Raw genomic sequence first — 13,033 nt, 5'->3', positions numbered from 1 at the left:
GCCGAGCCGCCTGCGGTGGTCGCGCAGCAGCATCGCGAGATGCTCGGCGGTCCCTCTGCGGACATCGAGGACAGCGGTGTAGGTGATACCGGACGGCACGTGAAGCCTCTCGGCCGGAACTTGATCTTCGCAGACCCGTTCCTACCAGGGGCTTCACGCATAACTGACGCCGGGTCACCGCCACGACCACTCGCACGCGGTCACACACCGCAACCATCACGTTGCCGAGAAGACCTCAGTAACGGCCGGATCGGCCGGTTGGCGAAGACGGGGCCGCTTGTTTGCTTCCGGGGATGACTCGAGCAGTGCATGGCAAAACGGGCGGTGATGCAGAATTATGGAGAATTTACGAAGTGAATGTGAAGTATTTCACGCCCTGAACCAGCTGAATGGTAGATCTCGTTACCTTTGCCCATTTGTGAGTATCTGGTTAATGAGATGGAGGTGCCCGTATGTTGCGACCTGACCGCTTGATCGAACATATCCAGTTACAGCCCAACGCGGCTTGGTGGGGGAGCAGTTCACATGGATACGTATGGGGGGAGACGTCGGCTGCGTACAGCCGGCGTCGTGCTTTCCGCGGCCTTAGTGCTGGCCGTGAGCGCATCGAACGGTGCCATGGCAGTGGCTAAGAAGAGTGCCGACACCTCCGCCTTCGATGCCGCCAAGGCCGCCGGGACCGCTGAAACGGGTGGGGCGGCCGAGTCCGCTGGAAGCGATGGGGCGGGCGAGGACACCAAGGCGCTGGCCGAGGCCGCGCGCACAGGTAAGCCTGTGGAGATCGTCTCGTCGCGCGGCGAGAGCAGCGAGGTGTACGCCACCCCGGAGGGGCACTTGGAAGCCCGGGAGCATCTGCGGCCTGTGCGGACCCGGGTGGATGGCGCATGGCGGGACATCGACACCACTTTGACCCGAGGCGCGAACGGAACGGTGGTACCTAAGGCCACGACCGTCGGTCTGATGTTCTCCGGCGGGGGTTCGTCCCCGTTGGTGCGGATGACGAAGAACGGCCGTGAACTGGCGCTGTCCTGGCCCAAGGACCTGCCCTCACCAGAGCTGAACGGGAACACCGTCACCTACCCGGAAGTGCTGCCCGGCGTCGATCTGCGGATGACGGCGCAGCAGGACGGCTTCACTCAACTCCTCGTCGTCAAGTCGGCCGAGGCCGCCGCGAACAGTGAACTGAGCACAATACGGCTAAAGTTGGGTGCCGACGGCATGCAGGTCAAGGAGACCCCGGAAGGCGGTCTGGCGGCGGTCGACCAGGGTGCCGGAAGCGAGGTCTTCGAAGCCCCTCGCCCCGTGATGTGGGATTCCAGCACCCAGACACTCGACACCGCGAAGCCGTCCGCCGAGGTACTCGCCACGGCGTCGCCGAGTGCCTCGAAGCGCTCGGCGGCCACGGCCGCCGACGCCATAGCCGCGTCCACCGGCTCTGCTGCCACCACCGGCCCCACTGAGTCCGAGGCCGTCGCCGCGGAGTCCGGGAACGTGGCGCCGGTCGGCGTGGAGGTTCCCGCCGGCCAGGACGCGCTGGTGCTGACACCGGACACCGGCGTGCTCAGGGGCAAGGACACGGTGTACCCCGTGTTCATCGACCCGCAGTGGTACTCCCCGAAGGCCTCGGCGTGGACGATGGCCTCCAAGTACTGGGCGTCGTCGCCGCAGTGGAAGTTCAATGGGGACCCGGACGCGGGCCTGGGCTACTGCAACTGGTCGTACTGCGCGCCGTACGACACCAAGCGGCTCTTCTACCGCATCCCGACCTCCAAGTTCGCGGGCCGAACCGTGCTGCAGGCGGAGTTCGTGGTCCGCAACACCTGGTCGGCGTCCTGTTCAGACCGCAGCGTGGAGCTGTGGCGCACCAAGGACATCTCCTCCTCGACGACCTGGAACTCGCAGGACAACGACGCCTTCTGGATCGATCACCTCAAGACGGAGTCCTTCGCCTACGGGTATACCGGCTGCGCTGCGAAAGACGCCGAGTTCGACGTGAAGTCCGCGGTGCAGCAGGCGGCCGACAAGAAGTGGTCGACGATGACCTTCGGCATGAAGGCCGCGAGCGAGACCGACGGATACGCATGGAAGCGGTTCTCGGACGACGCCTACCTGCGCGTGCGGTACAACCGCCCGCCGACGCAGGTCAAGATGTCGCAATTGACCATGGAGTACGGCGGATCGTGCAAGAAGCCGTCCAGCGCAGCGCGGGTGCGCACGCTGGGCAAGATCTACGCGAACGACGTCACGGACCCTGACGGCGACTCCGTGTCCGTGGAGTTCCGGGCGAGCTGGGACACGGGTGACGGCAAGGGTGTCGTCACCCGCTGGAAGTCCGGTCTGACGACGGCGAAGAAGTCCGGCTCGGACTTCGCGATCTCCCTGCCGTCCTCCCTCCCGCCCAACAAGACGATCAACTGGTACGTTCACTCCTACGACGGTGCCCAGTACTCGCCGTGGTCCTACACCGGTGACCCGACCGCCTGCTACTTCGTGTACGACACGAGCGTGCCGAAGGCGCCCGCCATCTCATCTGCCGTCTACCCGGCCTCGAACCCCGAGGACCCCGAGGACCCGTGGTACGACGGGGTGGGCCAGTACGGTGACTTCGTGATCACCGGCGCGGTATCCGACGTGACGAAATACTGGTACGGCATCAACGGCGACCCGGTCTCCACCAACACGATCTCCACCTCGGGCGGAGCGGCCAGGACCGTGCCGGTACTGCCGCTCAAGCCGGGCCTCAACACCTTCACCGCGAAGTCCTTCGACGCCGCGGGCAACCCCTCCGAGACCCGCACCTACCAGTTCCGGGTCAAGTCGGGGCAGCTCGAACGCGCCGACTGGTCCATGGACGAGGCGGCCGGCGCCACCCAGGCCGCGGGCAGCGCACCCGAGCAGACCGCGACCCTGTACAACGGCCCGGCGCCGAACGTGGAGGGCAAGTTCGGCAAGGCGGTGCAGTTCGACGGCGTCGACGACTACGCCGCCACCGACATCGCCACCATCAACACCGACGTCAGCTTCTCGGTGTCGGCCTGGGTGAAGCTGTCCGCCCTGCCGTCCGGAGCGGCGGTCGTGGCTTCCCAGCGCGGCAACAACGTGCCGGGCTTCGAGCTGTACTACTCCAAGGCGTACGACCGCTGGGTGTTCAACCAGTACACCTCCGACACCGTCGACGGCACCCCCGTCAGGGCCATGCAGGCCGCCGCGGGCGGAGTCAAGGCCGGGGAGTGGAACCATCTGGTCGGCGTCTACTCCGCCGGTGAGAACCTGCTGAAGCTGTACGTCAACGGTGCGATGGCCGGGTCCACGGCCTACTCCACGCCCTGGAACGCGCGGCGCGGCATGCTGATCGGCGCCGGCTTCCCCAACGGCGCTCCAGCGTCGTTCTTCCCCGGCGCCATCGACGAGGTGAAGACCTTCGAGAAGCCACTGTCGGCGACCGAGGTGGCGAGCCTGTACAGCTCGAACTCGATCGGCGCCGGCCGCCCGGCCCGCGCGGTCTTCCACATGGACGACGCCGCCGACGCGACCGCGCTGAGCGGCCGGGCCGATGTGAACCCCGCGGTCCTCAAGGGCGGCGCCACGACGGGCGCGGCCGGGATAGACGGCAACGCGCTCACCCTGGACGGGACCGACGACTACGCCACCACGTCCGGCCCGCACATCAACACCTCATACAGTTTCGCCGTTGCCGCCTGGGTGAAGCTGCCGAAAAACAAGCCGACGCACGCGGCGACCGTCGCCTCGCAGATCGGCACCACGGTGGTGGGGCCGGAGCTGTACTACTCCAGCTCCTACGACCGATGGGTGTTCAACCAGCACAGCACCGACACCTCCGACTCCACGGTGGTGCGGGCCGTGCAGCCCGAGGGCGACACCGCGCACGGCGGTGAGTGGACGCATCTGGTCGGCGTGCAGGACACCGTGGCCGACAAGCTCTCGCTATACGTCAACGGGGCCCTGGCCGGCACCACCGCCCTGCCCTCGACCTGGTACGCCGGGGGCGCGATGCAGATCGGCGCCAGCGCTTTCCAGGGTGTGCCCACCTCGTTCTTCCCCGGCCAGATCGACGACGTACGGTTGTTCGACCGGCCGGTGTCGGCCGGTGAGGTGCAGCAGTTGTTCAAGCAGCGCGCAGTGGTCAAGGGACGCTGGAAGTTCGAGACGGCCACCGGCGCCCCGCTGACCTCGCCCGACGCCTCGTCATCCGGTAACGCCATGACCCTCTATAACGGTGCGCAGACCGGCTCGGGCTGGGTCGACGGCGCTGTCGCCCTCGACGGCACGGACGACTACGCCGCGGCCTCCGTGGTGCCGGTCGACACCAGCGCCAGCTTCACTGTCAGCGCCTTCGTCCAGACGGCCGCGGTCCCGACGAGCCCGGTCACCGTCTTGAGCGCTCCCGGATCCAAGAAGAGCGCGTTTGCGGTGCGCTACGAGCCCAGTGCCACCCCGGACACCGATCCGGGCCGCTGGCGGATCGCCACGGCCGATTCCGACAGCAGCTCCGCCGCCGTCTCCGACATCGCCAACGGCATGTTCTACAGCCCCACCGACTGGAACCACGTGGCACTCGTCTACGACGGTTTCTCCAAGGAGATCCGGCTCTACGTCAACGGCGAACTCCAGGAGACCGCCTGCGACGACGCCGATGACGGGGTACAGGACGACCCGAGCTGCACCGACACCGTCTCGTGGGCCGACGACGTACTGACCTACAAGGCCGCGAAGACGTTTCAACTCGGCCGGGACACCACCGGAAACACATCCAGCCAGTATTTCCCCGGTTCGCTTTCCGACGTGTGGGTCTTCCAGGGCGCGCTGTCCGAGACCCAGATCGATCACCTCGCCGTCGGCATGCCGGGCGTGGCAACCGCTGTCCCCAGCGGCGACTGACCAGTTCAGCCACCGGGAACGGGCCGGCCGCAGCACGTGGTCGGCTCCTTACCGGGGCCCACTACTTCACTCCGTCGTGCGCGGCTCCCCGCTGCCCGCGGAGCACTCAACGGGAGGAAGACAGACCGGCATGAAGACCAGACCACGCACAAGAACAGGCAGGCCATGGCGCCGGGTGGCCATGGCCACCGCCGCCGCGCTGACCGCGACACTGCTCCAGGCGTCGGGAGTGCCCGCCGTCGCCCAAGGCTGGCGCAAGCCCGCGCTGCCGCAGGCCGAGTCCCCGGTCGCCGGCGGCCCGGCGGGCAAGTCGGTGCCCCGCAAGGTGACGAAGGGCCCCCGCACGCCCGCCAAGGCGCCGGCCGCCAGCTGGCCGAAGGCGAGCGCGGTGACGGTCACGCTGCGCAAGGAGACGGCCCGGGTCAAGGGACTGCCACTCACCATCGACACCAAGGTCAAGCGGTCCGCGGACGCGGCCACCGGCACCTACACAGTGAAAACCCTGTCCCGCGCCGCGGCTCGGAAGACGGGGGTCGACGGGCCGGTCTTCACGCTGACTCCCCGGCCGGGCGGCGCGCAGCGCGGCGGCAAGGTGCGCGCCGGGCTGGACTACTCCTCGTTCGCCGGCCTGTACGGCGGCGGCTACGCGGCCCGGCTGACCCTGGTCCGGCTGCCGGCGTGCGCGCTGACGACACCGCAGAAGAAGCAGTGCCGTACGACCCAGCCGGTGGCGACCGTCAACGACACCGAGCAGCAGACGCTGACCACGAACTCGGTCGCCCTCAGCGCGAGCACGGCGACCGTGCTGGCCGCAACCGCTTCGGCCAGCAGCGACAGGGGTGACTACAAGGCCACGTCCCTGGCCGCCTCGTCGACCTGGAGCACGGATCAGAGCAGCGGCTCGTTCGCGTGGTCGTACGACATGGCGGTGCCGCAGGTGCCCGGCGGGCTCACACCCGAAGTCGGGCTGTCGTACTCCTCCGGCGGTGTCGACGGCCGGACAGGGAACACCAACAACCAGGCGTCGTGGGTCGGTGACGGCTTCGACCTGGCTCCCGGGTTCATCGAGCGCAGCTACAAGGGGTGCGCGGACGACGGCGTGACCAACGCCGACGGGAACAAGCCGGGCGACCTGTGCTGGGCGTACGACAACGCCACGCTGTCACTGAACGGTTCGGGCGGGGAGCTGGTGCCCAACGGCACCGACTCCTTCAAGCTCAAGAACGATGACGGCACGAAGATCGACCGGATCTACGGCTCGTCGACCGACGTGCGCTCCAACGGCGCCCGCAAGGACGAGTACTGGCGCGTGACGACCCCCGACGGCACGCAGTACTTCTTCGGCTACAACCGGCTGCCTGGCTGGGCGAGCGGCAACGAGACCACCGACTCGACGTGGACGGTGCCGGTCTTCGGCAACGACGCCGACGAACCGTGCAACGCTTCGACGTTCGCGGCGTCCTGGTGCCAGCAGGGCTGGCGCTGGAACCTGGACTACGTGGTGGACCCGCATGGCAACGCGGTCGCGTACTACTACGACAAGGAAACCAACTCCTACGGCCGCAACCTCAAGGTGGCCGACGACACGCCGTACGTCCGCGGCGGCACGCTGGACCGCATCGAGTACGGGCTGAAGTCCACGGCCATGTACTCGACGAAGGCGCTGGCCAAGGTGAATTTCACCAGCAGCGAGCGGTGCATCCCCAACGGCTCGACCACCTGCTCGTCGATCTCCACGGACTCGCAGTACTGGTACGACACGCCGTGGGACCTGAACTGCGACGCGGGCAGCGACTGCGACAAGGGCCGGTTCTCCCCGGCGTTCTTCACCCGCAAGCGGCTGACGAGCGTGACCACCCAGGTGCTGGTGTCGGCTTCCTACAGCAATGTCGACGGCTGGAAGCTCACTCACCGGTGGGGTATGGCGGACACCGATTATCAGCTGCTGCTGGACTCCGTCCAGCGCACCGGCTACGACGGTACGGCCTCGATTACCCTGCCAAAGGTCTCCTTCGCCTACACCCAGCTCGCGAACCGGCTCGACAAGATCGGCGACGGCTACGCCCCGTACATCAAGTCCCGGTTGTCCACTGTCGCGGATGAGTCGGGGGGCCAGATCGACGTCGGTTACTCCGCACCGGTGTGTGACGCCGCCGCGCTGCCCACACCGGAGACGAACACCACCCGTTGTTTCCCGCAGTACATCGGCGGCAGCACGACCGACGACCCGGACCTGCAGTGGTTCAACAAGTACGTTGTCGACACGGTCACTTCGACCGACCGCACCGGCGGCGCCCCCGACCAGGTCACCATGTACGACTACCTGGACGGCGCGGCCTGGCACTACGACGATGACGACGGCATGACCAAGAAGAAATCCAAGACCTGGTCGCAGTGGCGCGGTTACGGCCACGTCAGGGTGCGCACCGGCGGTCAGGGCGGCGCGTCGGCGATGAAGTCGCAGACCGACAGCTACTTCCTGCGCGGCATGGACGGCGACCGCAAGACGTCCTCGGGCGGCACCAAGAGCGTGTCGGTCACCCTCGACTCGGGTGAGGGCGACCCGATCACCGACCACGAGTCGCAGGCGGGCTTTGCGTACAAGACCGTCACCTACTCCGGACCCGGCGGCAAGGTGCTCTCCAAGTCGGTGAGCCGGCCCTGGTACAAGGAGACCGCGAAGAAGGTCCGCGACTGGGGCACTGTCACGGCCAACCTCACCGGCGCCGCCTCCAGCAAGTCGTGGACCTCTCTCGACGACGGCGCCGGCGCCAAGTGGCAGACGACCTCGACGTCCGACACCCATGACGCCACGACCGGCCTGGTCACCCAGACCGAGGACCTGGGCGACACGACGACCGCGGCCGACGACCAGTGCACCCGCACCACCTACGTCACCGGCAGCGTCCCTGTGGACGCCCCCGCACGGGTCGAGACGGTGGCCAAGGCGTGCGACGCCGCCACCAGCCGCCCGGCCGACGTGATGTCCGACGTCCGTACCGCCTACGACGGCGCTGCGTACGGCGCCCCGGCGACGAAGGGCGACGCCACCAGGACCGCCAAACTCATTTCATACAAGGGCTCAAGCGCGGTCTACCTGGAGTCCACCTCCACCTATGACGGCTACGGACGGGCGCTGACCACCACCGACCTGACCGCCGACATTACGGTCACCGCCGCCGGCACGCTCACCAGGAGCGCCCGCAGCGACGGACGGACCACGACCACCGCGTACAGCCCGACCACGGGCTTCCCGACGAGCAGTTCGGTGACCACCCCGCCCGCTACTGCCGGTGACGGCACCACCGCACAGACGTCGACCACCGCCTACGACACGCTGCGCGGACAGCCGCTCACCGAGACGGACACTAACGGCAAGGCCATCACCTACGCCTACGACGCGCTGGGCCGCAACACCAAGGTGTGGCTGGCCGACCGGACCACCAGTCAGACCCCGACCTACGAGTTCACGTACACCATCACCGACGGCAAGCCGATCGCCGTGGGGACGAAGACCATCGGCAACTCCGGTGCGCAGGATACCTCGTACACCTTCTACGACGGCTTTTTGCGGGCGCGCCAGACACAGGGCCCCGGCCCGAAGGGCGGAACGCTGCTGGAGGACACCTTCTACGACGAACGCGGCTTGGCCGCGAAGGAGTTCGCCACCTACTACACCGACACCACCGCCCCCTCCACGACTCTGTTCAAGCCCGAGAGCGCGCTGAGTGTGGAGACCCAGAACCGTTACACCTACGACGGCCTTGGCCGGGTCACCGAGCTGAAGCAGATCGCCGGCAACGGTGACGGCGGGACGGTCCTCGGCGTCACCAAGACCATCTACGGCGGCGACCGCACCACCGTCATCCCGCCGGTCGGCGGCACGGCGCAGACCACGGTCACCGACGCCCGCGGCCACACCACCGAACTGCGCCTGCTGCACTCCCGTGCCGCCGACGCCGACTACGACACCACGAAGTACGGCTACTCACCACGCGGTGAGCTGACCAGTGTCAACGACCCGGTCGGCAACCAGTGGACCTGGACGTACGACCTGATGGGCCGGCTCACCGACACGAAGGACCCCGACAAGGGCGTCACCCACAATGAGTACGACGACCGATCCCTGCTGGCCACCAGCAAGGACGCCCGCAACACCGTCCTCGCCTACGTCTACGACGGGCTGGGCCGCACGACCGAACTGCGGGACACGTCTTCGACCGGCACGCTGCGCGCCAAGTGGGTCTACGACACGATCAGCGGCGCCAAGGGCCAGCTCGCGTCCAGTTCGCGCTACAGCGGCGGCCAGGAGTACAAGTCGAGCGTCGTCGCCTACGACCGGTTGTACCGGCCGCTGCGTACCTCGGTGACGATCCCGTCGGCCGAGGGCGCGCTGCAGGGCACTTACCTGTCGACGACCACGTACAACGCCTCGGGCACGGTGCAGGGTGTCGGGTATCCCAAGGCAGGTGATCTAGCCGCTAACACCGTCGCGTACACCTATGAGGACGCCACCTTGCGGCCCATCGGGGTCAGCGGCCCGCAGAGCCTGACCGGGAGCACCAGCTACAGCTACACCGGCAAGCCGCTTCAGTACTCGCTGGCGGCGAACGGCGGCAAGACGACGTACGAGACCAACACCTACCAGTGGGGCACCCAGCGGCTGGCCACTTCACGGGTGGACCGCCAGGACGTCTCGGGCGTCGACCAGTACAACACCTATGCCTACGACGAGGCAGGCAACGTCCTGTCCGTCTCGGACACCTCCCGCACCGGCACCGACAACCAGTGCTTCAGCTACGACTACCTCAGCCGGCTGACGGAGGCGTGGGCGCAGTCGACGACCAGCTGTGCCACGACCCCGACCACCGGCGTGCTGGGCGGCCCGGCCCCGTACTGGACCTCTTACACGTACGACGTGGTCGGCAACCGGCTCGGTGAGACCCAGCACGCCATTACCACCGGTGCCTCGGACACCAAGCGGAGCTACCACTACCCCGACCCGGGCGCGGTTCAGCCGCACACGCTGGGCTCGGTGGACACCACCGCCGGCACGGTCAAGTCCACCGACAGCTTCACGTACGACGTCGCGGGCAACACCCACACCCGACTGCTGGGCAATGGAACCTCGCAGACCCTGGACTGGGACGCCGAAGGCCATCTGGCCAAGGTCACCCAGCCGGTGGAGGGCGGCAGCGACAAGGTCACCGAGTACCTGTACGACGCCGACGGCAACCGCCTGATCGGCCGAACCCCGACGGAGTCAACGCTCTACCTGGGCGCCACGGAGATCACTCTGGCGAAGGGCGCCACGACCGCCAAGGGCACCCGCTACATCGACGTCGGTGGCGGGCACCAAGCCGTCCAGGCCAATGACGGAACCATTTCCTTCACCCTGGCCGACCACCATGGCACCGCCCAGCTGTCCGTCAACGCGACCACCCAGGCGCTGACCCAGCGGCGCACCCTGCCATTCGGCGGGCTGCGCGGCACCGAGCCGACCACCTGGACCGGCACCAAGGGCTTCGTCGGCGGCACCACCGACGCCGTCACGGGCCTGACCCACCTCGGGGCGCGCGAGTACGACACCGCCACGGGCCGCTTCCTGTCGGTCGACCCGGTCTTCACGGCCGGCGACCCGCAGCAGATGCACGGCTACACCTACGCCAAGAACAACCCCCTCACTCACAGCGACCCCTCCGGGCTGTGCGCAGAACTCGGCTGCCCCACCCGAAACTGCCCCTCCTGCCTCAACGCCACCCCAGGCGACAAAGCCAGCATCGACCGGGCGATGCGCGACTACGCCGGCTCCGGCAGCACTCCCAACAACACACCCAGCCAGATCCACAAGCGCTCCCAGGCTGCGAGCAAGTCCTGGGTGGCGGCGAACACCCCGGTGACGAAGGACATCGACAAGCTGGCCGACCAGTACTGGTCCCCCCGTATGAACGGGGAGTTCACGGACAACTTCTGGTACAACCCGGTCTACGAGTCGTCCATGGAGGGCTCCGCCTGCTATGGGCGCGAGGGCTGCCGTCAGGCCTACCTGTACGTGCTGCACGGCGGCACGGACGTCACCAAGGCCAAGGAGATCGCGGCCACCTACTGCGTCCACCACGCCGAGCAGTGCGCGGACGAGGCCAAGGAAGTCGCCCGAGGCAAGATCATCGAGGGCTACGTCAATGAGGCGTTCCTAAGCTATCTCGGCGGTGTCATGGGAGCCGAGAGCAAGGCGGCCGGCGCTTGCCGGAACAGCTTCGACCCCCGCACCGAAGTCCTCATGGCCGACGGCACCACCAAACCCATCGTCGAGGTCAGGATCGGCGACAAGGTCATCGCCACCGACCCCAAGACCGGCAAACGCGGTCCACGTGAGGTGACGGCAGAACTCCTCCACCACGACAACGACCTCATCGACCTTCAGGTCCGCGGCCCGGAGGGCAAGACCGTCACGATCCACACCACCTCTCACCACCCCTTCTGGGACGACACGGCCCACAGCTGGGTCGAGGCCGGCCAGCTCACCCCGGGCCACACTCTCAAGACCGCCGACGACAGCCAGGTCAGGCTGACCGGCGTGCTGTCCCGTCCGGGTGTGGCTGACATGTACAACCTCACTATCGCCGACCTTCACACGTACTATGTGCTGGCGGGCGATACGCCGGTACTTGTTCACAACACCGGTCCGGGATGCGGTCCCACTATTTCGACGCGTTACGAGAAGGCCGGTGATCTCGGCAAATATACCGAGGGGCAAAAGACTCGGGACCCGGCATCGCAGTGGTATCACGAGTACCTGAGCGAGGAAGAAATTTTGGACGGGGTCAATAAGGCCCCCAAGGGCGACGGGATTCTCGTGTCACGCGACGGGACGATTCTTGGCGGTCATCATCGCTGGGATGAAATTCGAACAAGGGTCAACGATGGGCGTCTCGACCCCGATACGCCGATCCGTATCGATGTCTACGGTGGAGAGTAGCGCTCTGATGTCCATGATTTATTCGACCGACCCCGACTTCCGGGTGTGCCGGATCGATTTCAATACGCTACTGGAGATCCAGCTGGAGGCGGAGGACCAAGGCTGGGCGACACGGTGGAGCTCGGTGGATGCACTCCGCAGCCAAGTCAAGGAAGAGACCGTGTTCCTTCAGTCGCTGATGCGCGAGGAAAGAGCAGGAGCTGTGCGGGCCTACCGATGTCTCTTGCTGTTCTCGACCACGGGTGGCGAAAATGCAGGCGGAATTGCCACCATCGATCTTGATCCGGTGAGGTTCGAATCGCTGGAACGTCTCGATCGAGACTCGGATGTCCGGAAGGCGCTTGTCCGGATATTCTCCCTGGCGTCGGGTGGCATTGTGACAGTCTCAAAGAAATAGCGAGATCTATCAATGGTCAACCGTTGCCGGAGCGGTTGCAGGTCGTGTCGGCGATTTTCCCGTCTCTCCAAGTCGAAAGCTCATCTCTGACGCGAAGCTTGGCCGCCCGGCGGGGGATTCACTGTCGATAACGGCCAGCGATAACCCCAGAGGCCCCACCGGAATGATGTCCCGGTGGGGCCTCTGGGGTGTCTGACGGCAGTAGTTGACGGCAACGTCAGCGGACGGCGGCTCCGACGAGGGGCGGTTCGTCGCCGTCGTCGGGCTTGCCGGTGATCTCGGCGGGGTTGCGGAGAGCGTGGCCGAGAAGGTCGACGGCGTCACGCTGGAGGCGGAGCCGGACATGGGCGTACACGGTGGCGGTGACGCCGATGTGGGCATGCCCCAACATCTCCTTGATCAACACGAGTTCCACCCCCTGCTCCAGGAGGAGCGTCGCCGCCGAGTGTCGGAGGTCGTGGAACCTTATGCGGCGGAGCCCGGCACAGTGGAGCAGGGTGTTGAAGTGCCGGGTGAGGGTGGCTCCCTCGATTGGGGCTCCGTCGGGTCGGGTGAAGACGTAGCCGCTGTCCTTCCAGCCCGTCCCCGCCGCTTCGCGCTCCTGACGCTGGCGGTTGCGATGCTGTTCGAGAGAGTGCAGGCATGGTGGGTCTTCGAAGTTAAGCGGTGCGCTGGTTCGGGCTGCTGACACGGCGTCACGCTCCGTGTTGGATCGTGCGCCTTGGCCCTGGACGCAAGGTGCCCGTGGCCCTGCGTGA

3 protein-coding genes and 2 pseudogenes are annotated in these 13,033 nt (G+C 66.9%); 3 read left to right on the top strand and 2 right to left on the bottom strand.

Annotated features, from left to right (window positions below; translation table 11 throughout):
* Positions 1 to 99 (bottom strand): annotated as a pseudogene (locus ABZX30_RS36460) (IS5/IS1182 family transposase); the annotation flags it as partial.
* A 519-nt stretch (positions 100 to 618) separates the two neighbouring features.
* Here ABZX30_RS36460 and ABZX30_RS36455 point away from each other — a divergent pair.
* From ABZX30_RS36455 to ABZX30_RS36445, 3 genes are all read left to right on the top strand, one after another.
* Positions 619 to 4,899, top strand: coding sequence for a LamG-like jellyroll fold domain-containing protein (locus tag ABZX30_RS36455; RefSeq protein ID WP_355942258.1), 4,281 nt, complete (start codon positions 619 to 621; stop codon positions 4,897 to 4,899).
* Between the two features lie 130 nt (positions 4,900 to 5,029).
* Positions 5,030 to 11,878, top strand: a complete 6,849-nt coding sequence (locus ABZX30_RS36450) for a polymorphic toxin-type HINT domain-containing protein (protein WP_355942255.1) — start codon at positions 5,030 to 5,032, stop codon at positions 11,876 to 11,878.
* 7 nt (positions 11,879 to 11,885) lie between these two features.
* Complete coding sequence (locus tag ABZX30_RS36445) at positions 11,886 to 12,275, top strand: hypothetical protein (RefSeq protein ID WP_355942253.1); 390 nt, start codon at positions 11,886 to 11,888, stop codon at positions 12,273 to 12,275.
* A gap of 217 nt (positions 12,276 to 12,492) precedes the next feature.
* On the opposite strand, the pseudogene ABZX30_RS36440 reads toward ABZX30_RS36445, so the two are convergent.
* A pseudogene (locus tag ABZX30_RS36440) lies at positions 12,493 to 12,918 on the bottom strand (tyrosine-type recombinase/integrase); the annotation flags it as partial.
* Positions 12,919 to 13,033 lie beyond the last annotated feature (115 nt).

The organism is Streptomyces sp. NPDC004542, assembly GCF_040610035.1.
In the GTDB taxonomy this organism is placed as follows: domain Bacteria; phylum Actinomycetota; class Actinomycetes; order Streptomycetales; family Streptomycetaceae; genus Streptomyces.
The sequence above is the reverse complement of the archived record's forward strand: the minus strand, read 5'-3'. Positions and strand labels throughout refer to the sequence as shown.